We start from the raw sequence: 25647 nt of genomic DNA, 5'->3' as shown, positions 1-25647 counted from the left end.
TTAAGGCCAACCAATGACCACCAAGCAATCCGCAAAATTCCGTGAGCTTATCGTCAAGCTGCGTGAGATATTTCAGATTGACCGCCCGGAGCTGGATTTCGGTATTTATCGCATTCTTAATACCCGTGCCAATGAGATCAATGAATATCTAGAAAATCGTCTGCCGGAAAAAATTCAGGCCGCGCTGGCTGAGGGCGGTGCCGCGCACCGAGAACAATTAGCGCAGGAGCTTAAAGATAAGGAAGCCCAATACGCGGCTGATGGCCTAAACCCTGACGAAGTGCCCAAGATCAAGGAACTGAAGCAGAAGCTCGACCAGTACAGTAGCGGTGCCAATGAACATGAGAGCGCGGTATTTTCTCACCTGTTAGCCTTTTTCTCCCGCTACTACGATAGCGGCGACTTTATCAGCCAGCGTCGCTATAAGGGCGATACCTATGCCATTCCCTATGCCGGCGAAGAGGTTATGTTGCATTGGGCCAACAAGGACCAGTACTACACCAAGAGTGGTGAAAACTTCGCCAACTATAGCTTCAAGTTGGAGGATGGTCGCACTGTACATTTCCGCTTGGTGGCGGCCGATACTGCCAAGGACAATCGTAAAGACAGCGAGAAAGAGCGCCGCTTTGCACTGATTGAGCGCAAGACGGTTACTCGTATCGATGATGGCGTTGAATATCAGGAAGAGCTGCTGCCGGTGGAGGAAGTCGAGGGTGAAGGCGGTAAAGAACTGGTTGTCCGCTTCGAATACAAGCCCATGCCAAAAGGCAGCAAACAGGAAGCTCTGGTTAAAAAGGCAGTGGAGGCCGTGTTGTCAGATGCTGCCGTGAAAGCTCAGTGGCTAGACTTAAACGGCCGTGCGCCTACGGAGAAAAATCCCCAGCGCACCCTATTGGAAAAGCATCTAACCAATTACACGAGCAAAAATACGGCTGACTACTTTATACATAAGGATCTGGGCGGTTTTTTGCGTCGCGAGCTGGATTTCTATATCAAGAACGAAGTCATGCATCTGGACGATGTGCAGAGTGCTGGTGCAATTGCAGATATCGAAAAGTCTCTGCGTATGATCCAGTGTCTGCGCGCGATATCTCTTGAATTAATCGATTTTCTGGCCCAGCTAGAGGAATTCCAGAAAAAGCTGTGGCTGAAAAAGAAGTTTGTGGTGTCCAGTCATTACTGCATGACCTTGGATCGAGTGCCGGAAGAGCTCTATCCGGAGATAGTTGAAAATGAAAACCAGTGGTCGCAGTGGCGGCGACTCGGGGTTTGGGAGTCTATTGCACCCGGTACGGTTGAAGACCTGAAGTCCGGACTTTTTCGGATGGTTGATACAAGTCTGTTTGGCGAGAAATTTAAACGGAAACTATTGCAAAGTCATAATGATATAGATAGTGAGGTTGGCGGGTTACTTGTGCATGGAGATAACTTCCAAGGGTTGTCTATGCTGTATCCACGATATTCAGAACAAGTGAAATGCGTTTACATAGACCCGCCATACAATACCGATGCTAGCGCAATATCCTACAAAAATGGCTATAAGTCGTCGAGTTGGGTTTCGTTAATGCAAAGTCGACTCGACAAAACACGCCAGCTAATGACTCAAGATGGTGTGCTGGTTGCGGCAATTGATGATGCACAATATCGGGAATTGAACTTTCTTTTATCGGATACGTTTGACGGGAATCTACTTGGGACCATCGTTGTTCGTGCTAACCCTTCTGGACGGCCGACACAAAGTGGATACGCTGTATCTCATGAGTACATGTTGATCGCGGGAGAGTCCGATGAGTCTAAGATTCAACGCCTCCCTCCGACACCGGAGCAAAAGGCGAGATTCTCTGAGAGTGATGAATATGGGATATTTGAATGGCGTAACTTGCGGCGAGAGGGCTCTGACTCCGACAGGGATGCGCGAAGATATATGTATTACCCCATTTATATATCTGATACTTCTATTCGAGTTCCTGAAATGGAGTGGAAAGAAGATACTGAGGAGTGGGTTGCGCTTGAGGAGCCAATAGATGGGGAGGCAGTAGTATTTCCAGATAATGAAAATGGAGTTCAAAAACGATGGCGCTGGGAGTGGAAGACGGTTGAAGCCAAGAAGTCTGAATTAGGGGTGAGAAAGGATAGGTCTGGTAAGAATTATGTATATTACAAGCGGCGCCCAAATGAGGAAGGAGTTGTTTCTGTTTCAACGTGGGCCAGTGCTAAGCATTCAGCAACAGAGCACGGAACGGCTTTGTTAAAGAATTTATTTGGGGCGAACCCCTTTTCTTATCCAAAGTCAATCCATGCTGTAGAGGATTCGATTTATATAGCAGGCGCATCCAAGCAGAATGCCTTAGTGCTTGACTATTTTGGTGGGTCAGGGACAACCGCCCATGCGGTAATAAAGCTGAATCGTACTGATGGCGGGAAGAGAAAGTATGTACTTGTTGAGCAGGGGGAGTATTTCGAAACAGTCCTAAAGCCTAGAGTCCAGAAGGTCATTTACTCTCAAGATTGGGAGAATGGGAAGCCCTCTGCATCTGATACTGGTATGTCTCATTGCTTCAAGGTTCTCAAGCTAGAAAGCTACGAAGACGCGCTTAATAACTTGCAGTTGCGCCGCCCTTATGGCTCAGAAGACTGGGTCAACAACGCGACTAATGAAGTCAAAGATGACTATCTGCTGCGCTACATGTTGGATGTTGAGAGCCGCGGTTCGCTGCTATCTGTAGAGGATTTCAAGAAGCCTTTCAGCTACACCTTGGATGTGGCGGTAGATTCGGCTGGAGCCTCGGAACCGCAGAAGATCGATCTTTTGGAGACCTTTAACTATCTAGTCGGTCTGCGAGTGAAGCATATCGACGCCCAGCCGGAACGCGGTTTCGCGACGGTGACTGGCACTCTGCCTACTGGTGAGAGCTGCCTGGTACTTTGGCGTGACTGCGAGCTGCTGGATTACAAAGGTGTTACCAAGTTGTGCGACAGGCTGGCGATAAATCCTTCGGATAGCGAGTTCGATGTGGTCTATATCAACGGCGACCATAATATCCCCTCCGTGCTGACGCAGACCGCCGATGAAGGAGGTGCAACTCGTGTATTGAAACTGCGCCAAATCGAGCCGGAGTTTCTGGAGCGCATGTTCTCGGTGGAGGACGTCTGATGGCGCGGGCATCCAAGAAAATCAAGCGCAGTTTCCATCAAGAGCTAGTGTTGAACCGCTGGTTGATGCAATTCTTTCAAGGGGGAAACTTGGGCGCGCTAAAGCTACGCTTGGGCGATGACCGCCATGAGGGAATCGACGAGGATGGGCAGTCCCTGTTCTTCCAAGAACTGACGCGCAATCTGTTCGAAGTAGACCTGATATCAGAGACTGAGCTACGTCGCTATGACTTGAACATTGTCGGTCACTGGCAAGCCATTACTGCGCTGCGCAATAAGCGCGAAGGCCACGAGCTGCGGATGAAGTACTTTCAGTACCTCTCACTGTTGTTCACCGAGATCTACCTGGACTGGTACTTCAACAAGCGACAGGCCCTACTTGACGGCTTGAACGAGCAGATGGCTCGCTATTGCGAGGAGGCGGGTGCGGAGCCCTTTCGCGACTTCGTGGCCGATGATCTAAACAAGATCGCCTTCTGGAACGCCACCGGCAGCGGCAAGACGCTGCTGTTGCATGTCAACATCAAGCAATACCTGCATTACTTCCAGGCCGGTCACCGCGACCACTACCCGGACAAGATTATCCTGCTTACTCCTAATGAGGGGCTTTCTCGGCAGCATCTGGAAGAGCTGCATCTGTCCGGTATGGGCTTCGCACAGCCTTTCAATAAGGCGCAAACGCCACCGCGGGGTACCATCGAGATCATCGATATCAATAAGCTCGGTGAGGAGATGGGGGAAAAGACAGTGGCCGTGGATGCCTTTGAGGGCAACAACCTGGTACTGGTGGACGAGGGGCACCGCGGAACAGGGAAGGCTGCTGGTGCCTGGATGAGCCGGCGTGATGCCCTGGTGCGCGGTGGCTTTGCTTTTGAATACTCGGCCACCTTCGGTCAGGCTGTAGCCAAAGGTCTGACAGTAGAGGGCGCCGAGACGGATATCAAGAAGAAGCGCGCGAAAATGCTGTTCGGAACCAGCAACTTGAGAAAGCTGGATGAAGATCAGTTGGCTGAACTCGCCCTCAGCAGTGAGGACCGACGCCAAGCCCGCATCAGTGCTACGCGGGAGATCTATGCCAAGTGCATCCTGTTTGATTACTCTTACAAATTCTTCTATGAGGATGGATATGGCAAGGAGTCGCTAATCCTCAATATGGATGGTGAAGCCTATGAGCAGGCCGATAATGCTGGGAAGTATTTCACAGCTTGCCTACTATCATTCTATCAGCAGTTGTGGCTCTGGAGTACACACCAGGAAAAACTGAGCGATTACAATATAGAAAAGCCGCTGTGGGTGTTTGTTGGCAATACCGTGGCCGGTGAAGAATCTGACATCTTAGAAGTGGTTAACTTTCTCGCGTTTTTCCTGAATCAGGATGCTCGGGTTAAATCCTGGCTCGCGGATTTGATTGCTGATAAGGCGCAAATTCTGGATGCGAAGGGTAACAATATCTTCAAGGGGCGCTTCACGCCGCTGATGGGGTTTGCTGACAAGCTCGACGACCTTTATGCCGATATTTTGAAGCGACTGTTCAATGCGAACTCCAGACAGCGATTGAAGTTAGTCAATCTTAAGGGTAGTAAGGGTGAGCTGGCGCTGCGCGTTGGCACTTCCGAGCCTTTTGGCCTGATTAATATAGGTGACGATGCGAAGTTCTTTAAATCTACAGAAGATGCTGAAGGTTTTGACAGCGAGCCGGATGATGATTTTAGCGGTGCCCTATTCGGGACCCTGAATGATAAAGAGACGACTCTCAATGTGCTAATCGGTTCGCGTAAGTTCACTGAGGGCTGGAGCAGTTGGCGCGTGTCTACAATGGGCCTGCTGAATATGGGCCAGGGCGAGGGGTCACAGATCATCCAACTTTTTGGGCGTGGAGTGCGCCTCAAAGGCAAGGGGTTCTCCCTAAAGCGCACCTTGCCGCAGGATCGGCCCAAAGGCGTCCACCTGGACAAGCTGGAGTCACTCAATATTTTCGGCGTCCGTGCCAGTTATATGGCTGCGTTCAAAGACTATCTTAAAGAAGAAGGGATTACGCCCAGCGATGAAGTTCTCGAGCTCGATTTTCCCACCAAGGCCAACCTGCCTGCAGGTCAGTTAAAGACTCTGGCACTTAAAGACGGTTACAAAGACAACCAGAAGTTGGGGTTCAAGCGCGCCCACTTTCCCTGGCTGTATGAGATCCCCGCCGAGTTCGAGAATAAGATCAAGCTGCCCCATGTTGTGCTCGACCTGTACCCGAGAGTGGAGGCGCTGAGTTCGCAAGGCAAGGCTACTACTGTACCCACAGAGGCCCGTCATAAAGGCAAGTTAAACAAGGGTTTATTCCCCCTGTTCGATTGGGACAGGGTTTATCTTACCGTACAAAACTACAAGCTGCAGCGCAGCTGGAGCAATCTGAGGCTGAATCGCCAGAAGTTGGTAGATTTCTGTGCTGGGGCATCGGATTGGTACACACTTTATATTCCTGAGGCAGAGCTTACCGTCACCGCTTTTGATAATGTCAGGAAGCAGGAGGACATCCTGATTCGGCTTCTCCTCGACTATACAGACCGTTTTTACAAGTCTCTGAAGACTGGCTATGAGGGCCAATTTTACGACGTCATTCGCATGGATGATGACCATGGCTCGATGCTGAAGTTGTACCAGTTCGAGATTGAAAATACTGATGACGGACTGGAGTACCAGAAAAAACTGGAAGTACTGAAAAAGCTGGTAGCAGACGGGATGATCGGTGAAGCCAGTAAGTGGAACGCGCCACATATGGTGGCCATTAGCTTCGATCGCCACCTCTACTATCCGCTGTTGTCGCTAGAAGACAAGGATGCCGTTCCGCTGAAATTACGTCCGTTGGCATTCGACGCTCCCAGCGAGTGGGAATTTGTTCGCGACCTGGAGGCTTTCTACAATTCCGCTCCGGGGAAGGAGGCTGTCGGTTCACGGAGCCTCTATCTACTGCGTAATGCGGCGCGCGAGGATAAAGGGTTGGGATTTGCCCTCGCAGGCAATTTCTATCCGGACTTCCTTCTGTGGCTGGTTGATGACGAATCCGGCGAGCAATGGCTCACCTTCGTTGACCCTAAGGGTCTGAGAAATCTCGACCTCTCCCACCCCAAACTGGGACTGTACAAAGAAGTGAAAACAGTGGAAGCAACACTAGAGAAGCAGGCCAAAGCTGGCGAACCGAAGCTGGTCTTGAACGCTTTCGTACTATCACCGACGAAGTTCGCCGACCTGCTCAATGTTAGCGACCCCGCTAAGAAAGCAGAGCTTGAGGACCGACATGTGCTGTTTATGGAAGATGGCGGTGAGAATTACTTATCAAAAATGTTTGCCAGGATTGGTTAAGGATGCAGGCATTGACTCGTGATGAGTTTACGAGTCGGAGGCGGAATAGATTTCAATGAAAATCTGATCGGAGGGCAGTAGCCCTCCGTCTTTCTGTCAAGGTACACCCGCAAGCGCTATGTTAGATGGCTATAGCAAGCTGCTAGAAAAATCGTCGCCGCTATTATTTGACCGCTGAAAATTTGGAGGAGCGCCTCCAGTTATGAACCTTTAGGCATTTGGCCTTGCTATTAGAGTGTGGGCCAGGGCGTATCTAATATATAGGCGATTACACGCTGGGTTCTACACAGGTCAATTGTGGCTCCAACAGTACTCAACCTCTGTGTGATTTGCGTTGAAGTCTGAAAGCTGGCCTCATTCGAACGCTGCAAGATCGACTTCCCAGACCCTACTTTACACCGAGAGTACACTTTCTTATCCACCAAAATCCCCTTGTTCTATCCGTCTTAATACACCAAGGACTTTGGTACGGCCACTTTTAGTAGCAAGTATGGCAACTGGGGCGCACCCAAGTGCCGGCGCGTGAGTCACAAGCCATAATCTGGCTTTCTCCTTGCGTGAAAAGATACTCAATGCGAGAGTCCACACGTCAAGCAGCTGAAGAATTCCCTCTGTACTAGTTTCAAACACGAAATCAGGAGATTCGTTACATGTAGTGGTTGCGGAGAGCCATTCGATGCTTTCCTCATCTGGAGCCAAGCTGATTTTGGCCCTTGCTTTGATCTGTTTCCCGGCAGCCAGGTCCTGCCCAGCAAGCTGCTGATCAAGGTAACCGCGAACCATGTGCATGCCTGGTATGCCGTGGCGCTCCACGATCTCAACCGGTGTCATCCCATCGAAGTGGTTATTTGGGTGCGATATCCATTGATACACAAGATCCCTGTTCGCTGGAAACAGTACCCGCAGAGATTTATGGATGCCCAGGAGGATGCTGGCTCGTTCGAGCTTGTCACGGTCGGCGGCGAAAGATCCCCGGGAGAGATACTCGTTCGGGTCAATGGGACTCTCAGGATTGAGACCGAGCAGGATCAGTCTCTGGGGATTCGTAATCTGCCAATGATCGAAGAGCTTGAACAGTATCCTGCCAAGCCGGCCCCTTTCATCGGGTTGTCTTTTCATGAATGTTCTTCCTCATTCTGCCGATTCTGCTGGTTAGATTGTGCGCTTTCTATCCTATACTCCGGCCAACAAATGACCTCGACCAATATACAGTCTTTGCTCATCCAATCACCTCTACAAACACAGGCATACCAGTCGCCGCTTTCAGGCATCGAACAACCGCTACTATTAGCCAGCACTACGCAGTATGGTTGATCCATGAATTTGAACTGGTTCAACAATGACATATGACCGAAGTTAGTAGGGATTCTCTGAAAATCCTGTATCTGTAGTGGCATTTTGAAAAAGGTAGCGTCAGCTAACAGGTTTTGTCCTTTTTCACGTAGGGCGGTACGAAGCGACTGTCTAATTGTGGATAGCATGATCTTTCTCCTGTTTAGAGAGGTCACGATATCCCCATTTGAAAAAATGCAACTTTGCCCTCTTTGGACGCTTATGGCTGCGCGCTATAGCCTTTTGATTAGGCCCATCCGCTCTTTTCATCACCGATATTGGCCACCTCGGCTACAGGTGGAAGTAGGCTGAAACGGTAATAGGGTATGAGATATAGTAACCTCTGACTTTAAGCCAGCAGGGAGTGCAATCGCTTGAAATCAATTGAAATGCTTGGCGTAGGGATGCGCCTAGTGGGTGTGTATGGGCTGATCCAGTCGATCGGCTTTCTGGTGGAGATCTCGCAGTTCCTCGCCATTTACCTTTCCGGCGAGTACACCCAACGCCTCAGCGGCTGGTACCTGATGCAGGCCGGTGCGCTGCTGCTGATGGTGTTCGCCTCTCTGGTACTGGTGAAGTTTCCGGCTACCGTTGCCCACTGGCTGCTACCCACCACCAGTGAACCCGGCACATCCCTTTCGCAACCAGCTGAAGAACTGCAGGCCATCGGTTTGACCCTGATGGGCTGCTTCCTGCTGAGCTACGCGATCCCAGACTTTTTCTCCAGCCTCTACCTGTGGCGCACGGCCGCCTCTGCGTCCGGACCGATCGCTATTACTGACGAGGATGTGCATGTGGCGAACCTGCTCAACGGGGTGATCGAACTAGGCCTGGGCCTACTACTGATTTTGCGTGCCCGTGGCCTCAGCCAACTGTTTACTCGGCTCCGCTATGGGGCTACCTGAGTTCGGCATTCGGGCGGGGCACCGATGCGACCGCGGTTGCCAAGGGGTAAGAAAATTCTGAAGGTGTGTTGTGTGAGTCAGTATGGCCATCCCTGGCCTTATCAATGTCCACTGATCGACGCCAATAAGCCCTTGGCAACCGCCTGTCTTGAGTGCAGCTTGCCGGCCCCAAAGCTTGTCTTTAAGGGCCTTCTCTCGTTGTGTCAGGGGCCTCTGGACAACTGGTTTCTAGAAGGGATACAGCGGTTGACTGTTTGGGCGTGGCGATGGCTAGATATGGAGCGACGTAGCTCCATTGTCCATAATATTCCGCAATCTCGCGAGCGACTGTTTTGTAAACATATGCTGTTGTGGCGCTGTATGTATTTTCAATTTCATCCCATAACCACAGCATGTGCTCGAGCTCCCAGGCTTTAGGTCTAATGTGGAACTTGCGCAGTACCTTTTCTGCGATACGCATCATTAGCTTTTCCCGATTTGAGTTCGTAGTGCGCCGCTTACCTCGCCGGTGCCGAATTAGTTTACTGATGTCACTTTTTACATGCTGTAAACTACTTCTCTGACTCATTGCGCTCTCCCCGATAGCTTCCGATATAAGTTGATACGACTTGCACACGCCCATGCCCGAGTTCATTGGTGATTATTTCTCGGGCATGTTGATCGAGCTTTCTTTCAGCTAGAGGTAGTCCAAATGCACGGCAGTTGACAGGACTGTAGTGACCTGTTAGCTCTAGATAACGCCTAGCAGCATACTCGTGCCGTAAGCCATGGATCGTTAATCCATACTTTTCCCTTAGAACGGGTAGCGATTCATTTTCGACCACCTTCATGAGTTGCTCTTTGGTGCTGTCTACAGGTATGAGGGAATAATTCTTTCCAACAAATTGCCGACAATGGCAAAGCCAGTCGTAAATAGCATCTGTCACCGGGATAGCTCGTCGGATCTCCCGGCCCCGACCTCCCTTCGTGCCATATTGGATATCGATATTTCCGCTGGCTCTGTATTCTTTGAGCGCGGCTGTAATATCGAAACATACAGCCTCTTCTAGGCGCATTCCGCAGTACACGATTAGACCAATGATCCCAAGGACCCTCGGTGCTAGATGCTCTCTCGTTTCTTTGATGATGTCCTCGGGTTTTATGTAGCGGTGCGGTTCGATTCGCACATTCCGGCGGCGACTTTGAGTTGAGCCAGATGGTGAGACTGTTTCCCACTTTCCATAGGTGATTGTTGACATCAGCGAGTTGATTGCTGAAATCAGCTTCTGCAGGTATGCGGCTTGGTACTTTCGGGCAATGGATGCCGCGAAGGCTTCTAGATGTGCCTCCTCGAAAGCGCCAACATCATAGATGGCATGCTCTTCACGCATATAGCGGCTAAATTTTTTGAATGCAGCAATGTAACTCTCTTGTGTCCGTGAACCGATTTCACCTTTTTGGTGGCGCTTTCTGATTGCTGCTTTGGCGGCCTTCAGTGGCGATTCGCCCCAACCACGATTTTTTCCATAGCTCATGACATGTCTCCTGACACTAGATTTTTGGCTGTAAGGGGGGCTCAGCGTGCGTAATGGCCAGGTTGTTTAGCGGTCTTGCCACCCATCAGTGGCTGCCAGAATCTGCACGTGAGAAAAGATCGCCAGGGATACTTAATTAGGCGAATGTGCATGCTTGCTGTCGATGTACAAATCGAGGCTACATGCCATGTAAAAAGGGAGCGCTTCTCAAGCTGGCTCGTCAGGCTAAGCGTCCCTAGAGGGTATGGACCTTTTCATGCCGATAGCATGATGTGAATGATGCTCACTTAGAAGCTGAGCTAACTCAACGCAGCATGCTGCGTTTAACGAAACTTAACGAAATTCAATTCGTTATCTTTCTACCTCTTGTGTAGAAAACACAAGGTCTGTAGCCATCCTACCTATAAAACCGTTTCTGTCTAGAGGCGATCGAAAAATATTTTTTCGGTGAGAGTTCACGAGAGGATCTGAGAATTCGTCTGATCGGGCCAGAGAACATTAGCTAACCAAACACGCATAACTTTCATCTCTGAAGGTGCGGAGTTTTGTTGTCGGGCAGGCTTTGGACTGCCAGGAATTTGAAGATTGTCATCAGTATTTATATTCGTGATTGGACATATGATGCGGGGCGGAAAATATTGGTACTGTTTATTGATGGGGTTGAAATTCACTTCCATTAGTTTTTAGGAGGGATTTTAGGCCGATCGGACCTTACCAGCTGCCTAAATGACTGGCAACGTGGCCCTTAGGGGCGATTCGCCCTCAGAGAGGGGCTCTGGCCCGTCTCTGGCGCCACCAGAGGATTGGCGGTTGTGGTATCTATACCGTGTAAAAAAACTGAGGTTAGTGCCATGAATCAGAATGATGAAAATCGACTCCTGCGTCGGTCTGATGTAGCCAAACTTCTCGGCATAGGTCAATCGACCTGGTCACGCTGGGTTTCCGAGGGGAAAGCGCCCCCTGGAATTCGTCTCTCGTCACGAGCAGTCGCATGGAGATACTCCACCATATTAAAGTTCGTCGAAGAACGAGCGGATTGAGCGAGTAAGCATACTTCATCTCGTCGAGCTTTTGAGGTGATCTAGGTAATCAGCCCAGCGCTGCATTAGGGCGCGGCGTTCGGGTAAAAATGTTGTTCGGTTGTAAGCTCGGCCGAGTGAATCGCGCACGCGGTGCGCAAGTTGCGCTTCGATGAGCTCTACTCGTTCGTGAAGTATTTCATCGAGCAATGTGCGTGCACTTGCCCTAAATCCGTGTGCGCTATGCTCCGGACTTTTGGTGTGGCTGTTTCGGCTTTTAATTCGATCTTTGTAGCCGATTTTTTCTAGGGCACGATTTAGCGATTCTGGATTCGCGTGATTTTGGTGGTCGCGTTGACCGCGAAACACGTACGGTAGGTGACCAGTGTAGGGATGAATTGTTCTAAGCAGATCGATTGCCTGCCGTGACAGGGGAACTAGGTGATCCATTTTATTGATTTTCCCTTCCTTTTTATCTTGCCAGGGAATAATCCAAAGAGATTCTTCCCAATTGATATTTTCCCAGCGCATTTTGGCGAGCTCGCCTGGACGCTGAAAAACCAGCGGTGCGATCTGCAGCATGGTGCGGATGACAATAGAACCTTGGTAACGGTCAATCTTGACGAGCAGGCGTCCGAATTCGGCCGGGTCGGTAATTGCGGCGTGATGCTCAGTTTGTTTTGGTGGAACTACCCCTTGAAGCACCGCGGCAGGGTTGTGGCGCGCAAGGCCGGCTTGAACGGCAAACCTCAAAATCTGATTCAGCACTTGGCGTGCATTATGTGCGGTTTCCAATGCGCCGCGGGCTGCGATTTCCTGCAGGATCTGAGCGAGCTCGTATGTCTGGATTTCTGTTACTGGGCGTGATCGCAAACGTGGAATCAGGTCATTATCCAGTAGGGCCAGCCGCTTTTTGCGTGTTGACGGCGCCCAAGTTGGCTCTCGAAGTTTGTACCATGCCCGCGCCACTTGCTCGAATCTATTATTTTGGATTTGAGACTTTTCCCGCTTTTGTTGTTCACGCCAGATGCGGGGATCGATCCCATCTGCCAATAGCTCCCGGTAATGCTCGCGAACTGCACGGGCCTTTTTGAGGGAGACAGCGGGGTAGATACCAAGACCGATGTCGCAGCGTTGCCCCTGCCAGACATAGCGGAAGAGCCAGCGTTTGGTGCCACTGGGTAGTACTTCGATCAGCAGGCCTTGACCATCGCTCCGTCTGTACTTTTTATGCTCCGGTTTCAGAGACTTCAATTTGGGGTCTGTCATATACATGAAACTTGCTCTCCTGTCCTCTCTGGCGCGTAGGGAGCGCCGATGATTGTGGCCTCGCGACAAGGCATACCAAGGGTGCCTGTCGCGCAGAGGTACATGCTGGCAAGGAACCGGTAGGGCAGGTGCGGCGAGTACCGGGGATAGAGGGGGCGCTCGCCTACGGCGTGATCGGAGGCCGGAGGCTTGAATTTGGGGGATTGGCGTAGGGTAACAATTCGCGCGAACGCCCACGGTATAAGGGCTGGAGGCCGATTGTGTGGGTACGAAAGGGCAGAAAGGCGCCGTAACCACACCCGTAACCACAGATTGTGGGTATACAGGGAGTGGACGTGAGTCGTTCTGAGAAAACAAAAAAGCCAGCAGACCTGATGGTTGCTGGCTTTTGAGCGTATCGGAGAAAATCCGATAAGAGTAGATGGTGCCCGGAGGCGGATACGGCACCAAACTCTACAAACCCTACTAGAATCAAACGCTTAGCAGGCCCGCTTGTCACCGATTGGGCCTCTCTGGGTGACAATTGTGTATCACGCATGGAGCTTTTTCCATGCCAAGCGGGCGACTGGGGTCAAAATGACCCATATGACAATGACCTCGGGGTGGTAGAGCGGGTGCAGGGTCTTAGCTGGTGTGGCTGTTATTTGATATCGCTATGGGGTTTAGAAGTCGCGACCGTCTGGATCTTCGAAACACCCAATCTCCTCGAGAAGCCCATGCTCTCCGAGCTGACTTACGGCCGTATCTAGCTGATTTCCAGCGATAAGTGATATCAGTTGAGTGAGGCCGTCGGGATAGCGGCGAACGTATTCAAGGGTTTTGGGGCTAGCCTTCCATCGCTTGTATAAAATTTGCTCTGCGAATTGTCTGGCGGCATCCTCGTGCCACTCCCTTGTGTCGAACTGATCATGCCCCTTGAGGTGCGCCTTCACTTCTTCCCAGCTGAAGCTGAAGGGATCGAAGCCTTCACTCTCTAGCGCGGCGTATCCCTTTCTGAAGTTCTGGCATGTGCCCTTCGAGATACCGGTGGATTCTTGCAAACGCTTGGCTGAAAGCGCGCCAGTTTGTTTAAGCATCAGTCGCGCTATGGTCCATGCACCCTCGGTTCTCTCAGAAGCCGCCATGTTCAGCTTACATTTTCGATTTGCCTGTAGGGAGCGCTCGATAAGCTCCAAGCCACTGTCTGGCTGAAGGAGGAGTGCGGGAATCTCGGCTGAATACTTCACCATTCGGTATGCAGCCAGCCGATGATGGCCATCGACTACGATGTACCTACCGCCATAGCTGCAAACCTCTATGGGATCTAGTGGGCCTGACCGCCTTATCTCCCTGGCAAGATCCTCAATATGATAGCGAGTCATTCCGTCGCATCTGAATTGGAATACATCAGGTAATGCGTCGACTTCAGAGATCGGTACCGTGATGGGGGCTGGGTCAGAGGTATCCTTCTGGGGCTGGCTATCGTACTCAGCGATGAACTGCTGTGCATTGAGTGGATTGTTCATTTGGAGGTGATGTCTCTTCTTCAGTTCTGATCAGCGCATAGCTGATCACTTCATTGTTGTTTGCCAAGTTGTGTCTGCGCTTCAGGCCCTGAAGGGCGTCGAAGGCTTGGATGGGAATGGCTATAGATCGGAAAACTCTCTTCCCGGTCATGAGTTGCTCTAATTCGGGGATAGTCATGGGAACACCCTATGTGTGTGTCAAATAGGTGGAATGGGGAGTGGGGTATTGGGAGGAGAGGCTGGAGTGAGGTGCCACAGCGAGGCGGCATGGGCTTATGCTGTCATGGCAACAGCGCACCTCTCCACATATGTGTAGAAGTACGTCGTATGGCTAGAGTGGCCACGACATGGCCAGCATGCCGGTGCTGGTGTCCTAGTTAGTCGCCTGAAGACGGAGGCGCTTTATCAGTCGAGAAACGGTCATTGACTGGTACTCGCATCCTCTCGCTGACCTCAGCCCCGCCTTGTTTAGCTCGCTAGCAATCTGTCTAGTTGTGTATCCAGCTTTCACGAGAGGGGCGACTATCCCTTTCAGCTGCTCAGCATGACTGTCAGCCTGATGCTTGAGAGCTTCGTTTCGCTTGCCTGTCTTGTCTCGTAGGCCACCAAGCTTCACACCTCTGGCCTTGGCGGCAGCAAGTGCCTGCTTGGTACGCTGGCTAATGAATTCCCTCTCCTGCTCAGCCAGAGCCGCATAGAGGTGAAGCTGAAACTTGTCAGCACTGGGCATACAGGCAACCTTGAGGTCTACTCGCTTGATAACGCTTGCGATGTCCTCCACATCCCTGCTTAGACGATCGAGCTTTGCGACCAGCAAGGTGGCCCTCTCTTTCCTGGCAAGCTGGATCGCTTTCTCTCGCTGCTCTTTGATAGTTCCCGTGTCTTTGCCGGTAATCACTTCCGTGAAGGAGTTGATTACTTCAAAGGGCTGGTCACTGTAACGCTCGAGGTACAAGTTGATGTCCCGTTGCTGCGCCTCTATGCCTAGACCTGAGCTCCCTTGACGATCGGTAGATACTCGAAGGTAAGTAACGTAACGCCGCATGTCGCAGTTCCTTATGGCTGTGCTCCTTTTTTAATCAGTACCACAGCTTGGTGCTATGCTGCAACGAATAACTACGTTCGTTGTGCTTGTTGCAGTTCGTATATAAGAGTGCCTCATCAGCGAGTCGTCAGTAGGTGGGCATGGGCGCCAGTGGCGGGATCTTTGCTATGTTTGGGTAGTTGATAGCGCTTACTACCTAAAATACTTCTAAGCTGTGCCTTGGCGGTATGTTTGCCGAACTCAGATCGCCTCGTGGTTAGTGGTTACTTACTTTAGGTTGGTGGCCGTACCGAAGAGGAAGCTTCTCTGAGAACTTTGTGTTTCTTTGCAGTCAAAACCTAATGGAAACTGTATGTAAGGCATGTAAAATGATGTGGATACTAAAGGGGAAGCGTCAAATGAGTGCTCAGACAAATACAATAACAGATAGGCGAATCAAGGTCCTTAATGACTTCTACGAAATTAAGGGCGATGGAATTGCTCATGCAAGAATTGATCAGCTGAAATCCTCTAAAGAATTTCGGGCGTCTGTTAACAATCTTGCTTCCGCGAATTTGATTGGTAAGCCCAAAAAATAGCTGAGCTCTTCTGTGCCGTTTGCGCAGCGAGCTTTAATGGCCACTCAATAAGAAAAAGAAACAATGTCCAACAGTTCCGCCCTGTTCGTCATAACTATGGCGGTAGCAGGGTACGTCTACGTTTCTACTTGCTATAAGTTCAGATACAAAGTTGCACGTGAATCAGGATATAAGCTCTATTTAACGAGCCTGACCTACGGTTTTATCTTGGTGGGTGTATCCTGGTTTGTTTCCAAGTTGCTTTTTTGGCTCCCTGATGCCTTTAATTTCGAGCCTTTGGTTACGACCACTGATACTGACGAAGCAGTTGCCATATGTATCGGTGCGTTCCTGCTATCATTTCTACTGGCCAAGAGATATAACCAGAAAAATATATATATTCGAGCAGTCAATATATATAGGGTTTGGAGGAAGAATGATTTTGATCTGATGTGTTTCCGAGCCATGACGGATTTCAAGCCTCTCATGGTTTCTCACGAATCAGGTAAGGTATACGTTGGGTACGTAATCGACACCCTGTCTCCAGATGAAGAAAATGCTCACCTCACAATTTTGCCCATCTATAGTGGCTACAGAGCACCTGAAACCCACCAGGTTATCCTGGTAGTTAAATATGAAGGTGTGATTAGACTGGTCAACAGTGATTCAAATGATGAGCGAGAAGAGTCGGAGCTAGAGGATTATTACATGGCCTTTCCTAGGGACAAGATCAATAGCCTCCATATTTTTAATGAAAACTTGCATCACATGGCAAATCGCCAGTATGCGCAGAGCGAGGCTGCACTCGGGTCAGCTAAGACTCAAGAAGAGGCTGATGCTTTGGCATAAGCTTCTTGGGTTTGATCGGGAGCACATTCTGATGATGCTCCATATCATATTGCCTGGGTGTGGCTGGAAAGGTTAACCCCCCATAGGGGGGAGCGGATCATGAGGGCTTGTATCAAGCTCTGTTCTAGATGTTTGTCTCAAAATATTTCCCTCGACTTTTCAGGTTTGATCTAAGGTTTGGGCAGTTTTTCATAGCCTCCTTTTAAGTGGCGTAGATTCAAGCCGGTATACTCAACTTTGATAATCTCTTGATTCAATGATTCGACCGTAAAGCCCCGTCCACTATAGGTTTTTGTTTCTTTCAGGACAGCTTGTTCGTGCCCTACCATTTGTTGTAGCTTGGCAATATCTGCGTCATTTCGAATTGCTTCTTGAATGAAGGTATGCCGGAAGGAGTGAAACACTTTCCTTTCTTTTTGGAATCGCTCTGGTAGGTGGCCTTTGTCCCTGTATCCCTCGTTGTACCACTTAGATGCTTGATCTCCAGGCTTTCTGATTCCCTTCCTAATTCCGGGCAAAAGGCGGCTGCTCTTGCTACCAGTGTTTCGTAACTCTTCCACATATTCAGTGAACCCCAGTTCTATAAGCTGGGGGTGGATGGGGACTTCGCGAACGCCTGCAGATGTTTTGACTCGCTTTCCAGACTCTTCTTCGTCATTGATAGATATGAACCATATGCCTTCGCCAGTACGCCGAATGTCACTCACTGTTAGTTGCGCTAACTCTCCTACTCTGGCGCCCGTGAATAGGCCGAGAAGGATTAGCCACCAGTGAGATTTCTTACCCCAGCGCTGGGCCCATTTTTCGTCGTACCGGTACAAGGAGCTGGAGAATATCTCGCTCAGATCCTCAATGCTGTAGGCCTGATAGGACTGTGTCTCAGCCTTCAAACTGAGCCCTTCAAATGGGTTGATGTCTGTATAACCGTTCTGTCCAAGCCACTTGAAATAGCTAGACAGCTTGGCCAGCCTGTCATTGACAGTTTTCGCTTTGAGGGTTTCGCTTTCAGGGAGTTCTAGAGCTGTTAGCTCATCGGCCGTGAGGCTTTTGAAGCGGCCCTTGTTGCGGTGCTTGGGGAATTGTTTGATCGTATCGCGATATCGTCGTGCATCCTCGTGCTCTACCTTGGCTATTTCTGTGTCACCTAGAACAAAGCGCAATTCTTCAATGGCGTCACGATACTCTTTGACTGTGGCATCAGTTCGATTGGGAAATCTAGCCTTTTGATCACCCAGGTATTCATCGAATTTCTCCATGAAGGTTCCGGTTTTCTTCCGTGAGCCGCCCCCTCGGGTGGGTTGGTGCAATGAGGCCTCAGCGGGGAGTCTGATAGCGGACTGCTCTAGTAGCTCCTGGGATCGCCACTCATCGAAAGTGCGCCGTCGCTTATGATAAAAGAGCATCGCGGCTAGGAGATCTTTCAGTTCGTCAGGGGTGGTCGAGCCTGTTATGAGCGCTTCGCGTATGTAGTCGAGATCTGCCTCTTCATTGGTGTCCTCTTGGGCCAGCTCAGCATCCGAAAGAGGCGCTCCGCTGAAGTGTTCTAGCAGCCACTCCTCATGCATTTGTTCAGCTTCAAGAGCGGCTTGCCGCTTTATATCGCTGTAGTTCATGTTTCGGCGTAGGCCTCTCGATACGCAGATATATAGACGCGCAGCTCGCTCTTGAGCTGTTCTTTGGTCCATCGTCTTCAAGGATAGTCGGAGGTGCTTTTTACCGGCTCGGCAGTTGAAATAGAAGTGGCGTCCGCGCTTCAGCAGGTACATGGTGGTGTCGTCCTGTGTGCCACACGTGTGACATGTGGGTGACGATCAACCTGCTGAAACGGAAAAGCCCCGCATGAAGCGGGGCCTAAAGGGTATGGTGCCCGGAGGCGGAATCGAACCACCGACACGGGGATTTTCAATCCCCTGCTCTACCAACTGAGCTATCCGGGCTTCGCTGTTTTCCGGGGTGTCCCCGGTAGCGAGGCGCGTATTAAACCTGCTCCCCGGGGCCGAGTCAAGCCCTTGATTGATAAATAGTTTTTGCTGTGAGTGAGCGCTTACTATTTAGTCGTTTTTGTCCTCGGGTGGCACGTAACCCTCGGCTTCGTCGTAGCTTTCGCCGCTCAGGAACTTTTGCATCTGCTCGCTGAGGTAGGTGCGGGAGGAGGGCTCCATCATGTTGAGGCGCTTTTCGTTGATCAGCATGGTCTGGTGTGACATCCACTCCGCCCACGCCTGCTTGGAGACGTTGTCGAAAATGTCCTGCCCCTTGGGGCCGGGGAAGGGCGGTGCTTCCAGGCCTTCCATTTCCTGTTTGTACTTGCGACAGAATACGGTTCTAGACATGAGTCTCTCCTCGGTTAGGCGCCGGACGGATCCTGGACTGCCAACAGCGGGGCCCGGTGGGCCTCCAGCTGGTGGACCAGTTTGACGATGGGGGCCGGTAGCCCCAATTCCTGGGCCGCCCGCGGGCGGTTGAGTTGGCGCAGTTTATACCAGTCCCCCCGGCCCTCTGCCACCTGGCGCGGTCGTGCTGCAAGCTGGATCCAGACCGGGGTGATATCCAGGTGGAAGTGGGTAAAGGTATGGCGCATGGCCGGCAGAGCCGCCAGTTCCGTTGCTTGCAGGTCGCGGCTCGCCAGCCACTCCTGCGCACTGGCCTCGCCGCCATCGTCCTCCTCCAGCTGCGGTGGACACCAGAGGCCGCCCCAGATACCACTGGGCGGGCGCTGTTCCAGGTAGAGGTTGCCGTCGTGCTCGACCAACAGCATGGTGGTGATACGCACCGGTTTGTCTTTCTTCGGCTTCTTGCCCGGATAGTCCTGGGGATTGCCCTGGGCCCGGGCGACGCAGTGGCTGGCCAGTGGACAGGCGTCGCAGCGGGGCCGGCTGCGGGTACAGACGGTGGCGCCCAGATCCATCATGGCCTGGGTGTAGTCGTTACAGCGGGCCTCGGGGGTGTACTGCTCGGCCAGCCGCCAGAGCATGTTTGCGACGCGGGTCTGGCCGGGCCAGCCTTCGACGGCGCGGAAGCGGGACAGCACCCGCTTGACGTTGCCGTCCAGGATCGGCGCAGTGATTCCCATACTGATACTGGCGATGGCGCCGCCGGTGGAGCGGCCGATGCCTGGCAGGTCAGTGAGCGCCTCCACATCCCGCGGAAACTCGCCGCCGTGTTCCTCAGCCACCTGCTGCGCACATTTGTGCAGATTGCGCGCGCGAGCGTAATAACCGAGTCCACTCCAGTGGGCCAGTACGCTGTCCAGCGGTGCCTGAGCGAGCGCTTCAAGGGTGGGGAAGCTCTCCATAAAGCGCTGGAAGTAGGGAATCACGGCAGTGACCTGGGTCTGCTGCAGCATGATCTCTGAGACCCAGACCCGGTAGGGATTGATGTCCTGTTGCCAGGGAAGGTCCTTGCGGCCGTGCTGGTCGAACCAGTCGAGAACGGCCTGCTGGAATTTTCTCGGGGACATAAGTGGCGCGGGATCTGGGTTACTGCCGGGAGGGCGAGTGTATCAGACGGGCAGCGGTGACCGGTGACTCGATGGTGACTTCGCCCGGGGGCGATGACTTGAGGGGGTTGAAGTAGAGCGGGCCCACACTGCACTGGGCCCGCTCGCTGGTCTGAGGCGATCAGTCGCCGCGGTTGAACAGACCCTTGAACTTGTCCTTGAGGTCGTCGACCTTCTCCTTGACCTTGTCGCCGTATTTCTTTTCCGCCTTGTATTTCAGCTCGTCGCGGATCAGATCGTCGATACGGCGGCTATCGGGTTTACAGCTGCCGGCACCGGCCTCGTCAAACTTGTCTTTGCAGCGCAGCGGCAGCGGGCGGTTGCGCCAGCGGCTGTTCTGCACCGAGCAGCCGTCGGCCGAGGTTTTTTCGCCCACCAGGGAGAGCCCCAAAGCAAAATCGAAATCCTGCTGTTCCAGGTCGACAGTGCCGTCGCCAGTGAGGGCGATATTCTCCACCCCTGCGAGAACCTCCTGCACCTTCACTTTGTCACCCTCCACCAGGATATTGACGCGCAGGTCCTGCAGGCGGGTGCGGTTTTCCCACTGGCGCTCCGGCAGGGTGGTCTTCTCGACGAAACTCACCAGCTGGCACATGCCCTTTTCCAGGTTGAATGGCGACAGGTACAGCTGTTCGCTGGAGACCTGAACGGCGGCGCGCAGGTTCTTCTGCAGTTCTGCGGTGTCCACACCGCCACTCTGGCCGGACCAGGTAATACTGCTTTTGCCGGAAACCTGCACGCGTTCACTGGGGAACAGTGCACCCTGGATTTTGGAAATCTCCACATCGGCGAGACCCCCACTCAGGCGCGCTACGGCGGACTGGCCGCGGGCGTTGAACTGGCCGTTGGTATTCAGTTGGCCACCATACAGATCGGCGCTGAGTTTCTGCAGCTGGAACAGCCCGTTGTCCACGGTCAGCTGCAACTGGGGGCGATCCATGATGACCTGGACGGCCTGCAGGCGATCCAGCGACAGGTCCAGGTTGGCATTGAAGCCGCGCATGGCGGTCAGCGGTAGCGGCGTTGGCGGGGCCGGCTCGGTCGGCTCTACCTGTTCGGCCTCTGCTTCCGGTGCCGGTGGCGGCAGGTAGTCGTCCAGCACCAGCTCACCGCCACGCAGGGTCAGGTCGATGCCGGGCATGTCGCCATTGCGCAGCTGGGCGCTGCCGGCGAACACGGTATCGTCCAGCTGCAGCTGCAGCGGAGTCATATCCAGTTTGCGATCCGTGCCCTCGATGTTGGTTTCGAGGGTGAATTTTTCCAGCGCGGCGCCACTCTGGGTGGTGAGCTCACTGCCGGTGACTGCCAGCCAGGGGCGCAGCGGCTGGGCTTCCGCGTTGAGGGTCAGCTGGATCTGCCACGGTTTATCGGCAGCGGAGCGGCGCAGGCTACCGCGCAGGTAGATTTTGGCGGCTGCTTCACCGCTGCCGGCCACAAGCTCCAGCGGCTGCAGGCGCAGGCCGTTCAGGCCCTCGTCCAGTGCCAGGGTGCTGTCGATATTCAGGCTGACCGGCTGCTTGAGGGCGCTGCCGACCACCTCGGCGGTGGCCTGTACCTGGCCGGGTTCTCCCCCGGGGACCAGGTTGTCGGCAGTGACAGCTAGCTGACTGAGCTGGTACTCGCTATCGGCCGAGGCATCACGGTAGCTGATGCGACCATCCTCGATCCGCAATTTTTCCAGTGCCAGATTGAGTTGCTGGCTGCCGGGCTCGGCGGGTTCGGTGGGCACTTCCAGTTGCGGGGGCTGGCCGGCCTGCTGCTCGCGCTGGGCTTCCATGGCCTCGGTGAGCAACTCCCAGTTGCCGCGGCCCTCCTCATCAACCACCAGGTCGATCTGCGGGGCCATCAGCAGGATTTCCTGGGCTTCGATGCGCTTTTGCAGCAGCGGCATCAGCGCCACGCCGACGGCGACCTTCTCCGCCTGCACCAGCGGTTGGTCTGGTTGCGGCAGTGGAGCGAGTTTCACACCCTCCAGCTCGAGGGCGATATTGGGCCAGATCTGCCAGCCGATATCGCCATCCAGGCGCAGGGCGATACCCTGCTTGGCTGCCAGCTGTTCCAGTTGTGGTTTGTAGCGATTGACGTCGATGCCCATCAATAGCCAGGCAGCGGCGCCGGCCAAGAGCAGAAAAACGATGAGCAGGGCGACAAAAGTGCGCTTTATCCAGGCCATGAAGCAGCAAATCCTTCTGTGTTTTTAATGGTCAGCGGCGCAGAGCGCCGGTTTGCGACGATCTATCTGCTTATTCAGACGCCGATCGGAGGCGGGCGTTCCCACACAGTAGCGGCGAAGGTCGCAATTATCGGTGTAATTTCGAGGGTATTGTAGGAGAAAGGACCCCCGTGCCGATACACGGGGGTGTCAGAGAGGAAAAAGTTTTCCAGATCAGAACAGGAAGCGGACGCCGGCTTCGACGCTGCGGCCCATCTCCGGCGCGAAGTCGCGCAGCAGGGAGGTGGAGTTGCGGATCTCTTCATCCAGCAGGTTGCGGCCACTGGCAAAGAGGACGGCGTCAGTGGCACCGAATTTCACGTTATAACGTGCCGTCAGGTCCATGCGGGTGTAGCCGTCGGTCGCCTCCTCGAAAGCGCCGGCGCGCTCTTGCTCAGAGGCTTTGGTGGTGCGTAACTCCCAGTTCCACTGGTCGTAGTCGCCCCCGAAGGCCAGGCCAACCCGCAGCGGCGGCATGCGCGGCACGTCGCGGCTGTACTCGCGGCCCTCGCCTTCCTCATGGGCGTGCTCGACTTCCTCGTGTTCCTCATGATGCAGGGCGAGATCGCTGTTAAAGCTGGCACGCACGCTGTCACCGAACAGTTCCACGTAGTGACCGCCGGCGAACGGGAAGCGCACGGAGGCCTCAGCGCCGTAGAACACCGCATCGCGGTTGGTATAGGCGTAAACGGGCAGCTCGGCCTCCAGGTTCTCCTCACCGGTGTTGGCGGCGTAGATGTAGTCCGCCACGCGGTTGTAGAACAGGTTGGCCTCGAAGCGTGCCGCGTGCCAGCCGCTGGCCTCCTCATTGTGGTGGTGGTAACCCAGCTCCAGGTTGAAGGATTGCTCTTTATCGAGATCGGCATCGCCCTCGATATAACGCGCCTCGGCCAGATGGGCACCGTCCGCAAACAGCTCTTCCGCCACCGGCGCGCGCTCGGCTCCGGTGAGGCCTACGCTGACGTGCTGGTGCTCGGCGAGAAAGTATTGCAGCGACGAGCTGAGGCCCAGCAGGTTAAAGTCACGGCTCTCCGCGAATTCCGGGTCCACTTCGACTCGCTCTGCCCGAGCACCCATATCCAGGTGCCAGGCACCCCACTCCCGCTCCTTCATGGTGAAAAGACCAGCGGAGCGGGTATTGCTGGGCTGGATAAATGCCTCGTCGCCGATGGCGGCGAAGTCTATGTCGGATAACTGCAGACCGTAGGCGCCACGCCACTCGCCACCGGCGTCGTGGGTGACTTCCACACGGCTCTCCCAGGCTTGGTTGGTGAAGCGGGTGCCGGGCTCGCCCGCATCGATCTCGACATGCTCGTAGTCGTTGTGGCCGAGGCGGAAGCTGATCTTGTCCCAGTACTCGTCGTTGAGGCGGCGCTCGCCCTTCAGGTCGTAGCGGGTCTGGGCCAGGTCGATACGCACATTGTCCTCGCCCTCTTCAAGGTGTTCTTCACCGGCAAGCTCTTCTCCCTCGTGCTCTTCTTCATGCGCGTGCTCGTGGGCACCGAGCGGGATGCCATAGTTGTTCTCCAGGCGGTTGACGGACAGGCCGACAAAGCCCTGCTCGCCGATCCAGGACGCACCTCCGCTGTAGCTGTGGGCGCGGGTATTGGTGTTGCCAACAAAACCGTCGGTGTTGAACTCCTCTTCGTGCTCTTCACCCGGGAGTTCTTCGGCTGCATGCTCCTCTTCATGCTCGCCCTCGTGCTCGAGGACCGCCAGGCCCGGGATGCGGGTATCGTCATTCTCGCGGTAGACACCGTCGACATACCAGGCCAGCTGGCCGGCGCCACCGTTCAGGCGGAACACGCCGGCATCCTGGTCGTTACCGCTGTTGTGGCGCATCTCCACAGCACCTTCGACCTGCTCCGGCACCTTTGTGGGGATACGGCCGTCGATGACGTTCACGACACCACCGATGGCGCCGCTGCCGTAACGCAGGGTGGCGGGGCCGCGCAGGATCTCGATGCGCTGGGCCAGCAAGGGCTCCACGGAGGCCGCGTGGTCGGAGCTGGTGTTGGAGGCGTCGGCAGTATCGAGGTTGTCACTGAGGATCTTGACCCGGTTGGCGCTCTGGCCGCGGATCACCGGCAGGCCAACGCCGCTGCCAAACGAGGCATTCGTCACCCCGAGCTGCTTCTTCAGGGTGTCGCCGAGTGTGGCGGAGGCGGCATCGCGCAGTGCATCCCCAGAAAGGACGGATACTGGCGCCGCAACGGCGTCGACGGGCTTCTCCAGCGGAGAAACGGTGACGTTGACCTCTTCCAGGCGCTCACCGGCGGCAAATGTTGCAGATGCGGGTACAGTCAGGGCGCCGGCGATTGCCAGGGCGAGTTTGCTGGTCTTGTTCACGATTTTTATACCTGTCACAGGGCGCAATCCATGGCCTGCGATCACGCAGGGGTGGGGCGCCGAAAATACGGATAAGGGTTGTTATCAGTGCTGGGACAGGGTTGCGGGGGGACCGCGGGCGTTCTGGCGCTCGGGCTGACTATCGCGGGGTACCGGGGCACCCTGGGCGACGTACAGATAGCTGCCGACGGCTTCGAGAGCCTGGTACTCACTGCCGGGGGCAGCGGGCATCTGGTGCGAGCAGATGTCGCAGAGTTCGTGGGAGGTGTCCACGAAATGCACGTGTTCCGCCAATACCGGCTGTGCCGCTAGCATTGCTAGCAGCAGAACCAGGCTGGCCCAGAGTCGGCTCTGTTGGCGGAATTGAGTGATCATGGTGCGTATCATATGGGCCCGGAGCCACGAATCAAGTTTCATCTGTCACTATCTGCGTACATCGGCGACATTTGATCCTATAATTCGCGCCTTCCGTCTCATCGCAGCAGAAATAAGGACGACTCCCAATGCGCAAGGCCAGCGTCAACCGCGACACCCTGGAAACCCGGATCAAGGTCAGCCTGAACCTGGATGGCGAGGGACGCGGCAAGTTTGACACCGGCGTCCCCTTCCTGGAGCACATGCTGGATCAGATCGCCCGCCACGGCATGATCGACCTGGACATCACCTGCAAGGGCGATGTGCATATCGATGATCACCACACGGTGGAAGACATTGGCATTACCCTGGGCAAGGCCATCGCGCAGGCGGCGGGAGACAAGAAGGGCATGACCCGCTACGGCCACAGCTATGTGCCGCTGGATGAAGCGCTGTCCCGAGTCGTTGTCGACTTCTCCGGCCGCCCCGGGCTGGTGATGGATGTGCCGTTCACCCAGAAGCGTATCGGCAACTTCGATACTGAACTCTTCTACGAATTCTTTCAGGGCTTCGTCAATCACGCCCTAGTGACCCTGCATATCGACTGCCTGAAGGGTCACAATGCCCACCATCAGGTGGAGACCGTGTTCAAGGCCTTCGGCCGCGCCCTGCGTATGGCGTTGACCCCTGATCCGCGGATGGCCGGCACCATGCCGTCCACCAAGGGAGTGCTCTGA

General features: G+C 53.9%; 18 protein-coding genes and 1 tRNA gene. 6 read left to right on the top strand and 13 right to left on the bottom strand.

Going from position 1 to position 25647, the window contains the following annotated elements; all coding sequences use genetic code 11:
- Nucleotides 1–13: 13 nt before the first annotated feature.
- Both AUP74_RS03335 and AUP74_RS03330 read left to right on the top strand, forming a co-directional pair.
- Nucleotides 14–3154, top strand: a complete 3141-nt coding sequence (locus AUP74_RS03335) for a site-specific DNA-methyltransferase (RefSeq protein ID WP_069946317.1) — start codon at nucleotides 14–16, stop codon at nucleotides 3152–3154.
- Nucleotides 3154–6501 (top strand): DEAD/DEAH box helicase family protein, encoded by a 3348-nt coding sequence (locus AUP74_RS03330; RefSeq protein WP_069946316.1) that lies wholly within the window; start codon nucleotides 3154–3156, stop codon nucleotides 6499–6501. The genes AUP74_RS03335 and AUP74_RS03330 overlap by 1 nt, the downstream gene beginning before the upstream one ends.
- A 414-nt stretch (nucleotides 6502–6915) precedes the next feature.
- On the opposite strand, the gene AUP74_RS03325 is transcribed toward AUP74_RS03330, so the two are convergent.
- A complete protein-coding gene (locus AUP74_RS03325; RefSeq protein ID WP_069946315.1) occupies nucleotides 6916–7620 on the bottom strand; it encodes an antitoxin Xre/MbcA/ParS toxin-binding domain-containing protein in 705 nt (234 codons plus the stop codon).
- Between the two features lie 587 nt (nucleotides 7621–8207).
- Between AUP74_RS03325 and AUP74_RS03315 the strand changes: the two genes are divergently transcribed.
- The gene (locus tag AUP74_RS03315) at nucleotides 8208–8738 is read left to right on the top strand and encodes a hypothetical protein (protein ID WP_145924304.1); all 531 of its coding nucleotides are present in this window, start codon (nucleotides 8208–8210) and stop codon (nucleotides 8736–8738) included.
- Between the two features lie 181 nt (nucleotides 8739–8919).
- Here the strand turns inward: AUP74_RS03315 and AUP74_RS03310 are convergent, their stop codons facing one another.
- Both AUP74_RS03310 and AUP74_RS03305 read right to left on the bottom strand, forming a co-directional pair.
- Nucleotides 8920–9201: a hypothetical protein gene (locus AUP74_RS03310; RefSeq protein WP_069946312.1), complete on the bottom strand. Its 282-nt coding sequence runs from the start codon at nucleotides 9199–9201 to the stop codon at nucleotides 8920–8922.
- Between the two features lie 88 nt (nucleotides 9202–9289).
- Nucleotides 9290–10252 carry a site-specific integrase gene (locus AUP74_RS03305; protein WP_069946311.1) on the bottom strand — a complete coding sequence of 321 codons (963 nt, stop codon included), beginning with the start codon at nucleotides 10250–10252 and terminating at the stop codon, nucleotides 9290–9292.
- Nucleotides 10253–11103: 851 nt separating this feature from the next.
- Between AUP74_RS03305 and AUP74_RS17545 the strand changes: the two genes are divergently transcribed.
- Complete coding sequence (locus tag AUP74_RS17545) at nucleotides 11104–11292, top strand: helix-turn-helix transcriptional regulator (RefSeq protein WP_083260795.1); 189 nt, start codon at nucleotides 11104–11106, stop codon at nucleotides 11290–11292.
- Between the two features lie 15 nt (nucleotides 11293–11307).
- Here AUP74_RS17545 and AUP74_RS03300 read toward each other — a convergent pair whose 3' ends face one another.
- From AUP74_RS03300 to AUP74_RS03290, 3 genes are all read right to left on the bottom strand, one after another.
- Entirely contained in the window at nucleotides 11308–12546 is a 1239-nt protein-coding gene (locus AUP74_RS03300; RefSeq protein ID WP_069946310.1) for a tyrosine-type recombinase/integrase, read from the bottom strand.
- A 656-nt stretch (nucleotides 12547–13202) separates the two neighbouring features.
- On the bottom strand, nucleotides 13203–14045 hold the full coding sequence (locus tag AUP74_RS03295) for a ParB/RepB/Spo0J family partition protein (RefSeq protein ID WP_069946309.1): 843 nt from the start codon (nucleotides 14043–14045) through the stop codon (nucleotides 13203–13205).
- A 373-nt stretch (nucleotides 14046–14418) separates the two neighbouring features.
- Entirely contained in the window at nucleotides 14419–15090 is a 672-nt protein-coding gene (locus tag AUP74_RS03290; protein ID WP_069946308.1) for a recombinase family protein, read from the bottom strand.
- 641 nt (nucleotides 15091–15731) lie between these two features.
- On the opposite strand from AUP74_RS03290, the gene AUP74_RS03280 reads away from it, so the two are divergent.
- Nucleotides 15732–16496, top strand: a complete 765-nt coding sequence (locus AUP74_RS03280; RefSeq protein WP_069946306.1) for a hypothetical protein — start codon at nucleotides 15732–15734, stop codon at nucleotides 16494–16496.
- 170 nt (nucleotides 16497–16666) lie between these two features.
- Here the strand turns inward: AUP74_RS03280 and AUP74_RS03275 are convergent, their stop codons facing one another.
- The 7 genes from AUP74_RS03275 to AUP74_RS03245 form a co-directional block, all read right to left on the bottom strand.
- The gene (locus AUP74_RS03275; RefSeq protein WP_069946305.1) at nucleotides 16667–18109 is read right to left on the bottom strand and encodes a site-specific integrase; all 1443 of its coding nucleotides are present in this window, start codon (nucleotides 18107–18109) and stop codon (nucleotides 16667–16669) included.
- Nucleotides 18110–18357: 248 nt separating this feature from the next.
- Nucleotides 18358–18433 (bottom strand) — tRNA-Phe (locus AUP74_RS03270).
- 114 nt (nucleotides 18434–18547) lie between these two features.
- Nucleotides 18548–18829 (bottom strand): oxidative damage protection protein, encoded by a 282-nt coding sequence (locus tag AUP74_RS03265; protein WP_069946304.1) that lies wholly within the window; start codon nucleotides 18827–18829, stop codon nucleotides 18548–18550.
- A 14-nt stretch (nucleotides 18830–18843) separates the two neighbouring features.
- Nucleotides 18844–19956: an A/G-specific adenine glycosylase gene (mutY, locus tag AUP74_RS03260; protein WP_069946303.1), complete on the bottom strand. Its 1113-nt coding sequence runs from the start codon at nucleotides 19954–19956 to the stop codon at nucleotides 18844–18846.
- A 160-nt stretch (nucleotides 19957–20116) separates the two neighbouring features.
- Complete coding sequence (locus AUP74_RS03255; protein WP_069946302.1) at nucleotides 20117–22168, bottom strand: AsmA family protein; 2052 nt, start codon at nucleotides 22166–22168, stop codon at nucleotides 20117–20119.
- Nucleotides 22169–22381: 213 nt separating this feature from the next.
- Nucleotides 22382–24574 (bottom strand): TonB-dependent receptor, encoded by a 2193-nt coding sequence (locus tag AUP74_RS03250; RefSeq protein ID WP_226999881.1) that lies wholly within the window; start codon nucleotides 24572–24574, stop codon nucleotides 22382–22384.
- Between the two features lie 66 nt (nucleotides 24575–24640).
- The gene (locus tag AUP74_RS03245; protein ID WP_145924303.1) at nucleotides 24641–24931 is read right to left on the bottom strand and encodes a hypothetical protein; all 291 of its coding nucleotides are present in this window, start codon (nucleotides 24929–24931) and stop codon (nucleotides 24641–24643) included.
- Between the two features lie 128 nt (nucleotides 24932–25059).
- Here AUP74_RS03245 and hisB point away from each other — a divergent pair, with 128 nt between their 5' ends.
- Nucleotides 25060–25647, top strand: coding sequence for an imidazoleglycerol-phosphate dehydratase HisB (gene hisB, locus AUP74_RS03240; protein ID WP_069946299.1), 588 nt, complete (start codon nucleotides 25060–25062; stop codon nucleotides 25645–25647).

The organism is Microbulbifer aggregans (genome assembly GCF_001750105.1).
Lineage (GTDB): Bacteria > Pseudomonadota > Gammaproteobacteria > Pseudomonadales > Cellvibrionaceae > Microbulbifer > Microbulbifer aggregans.
This window is presented reverse-complemented; position numbering and strand designations above follow the sequence as displayed.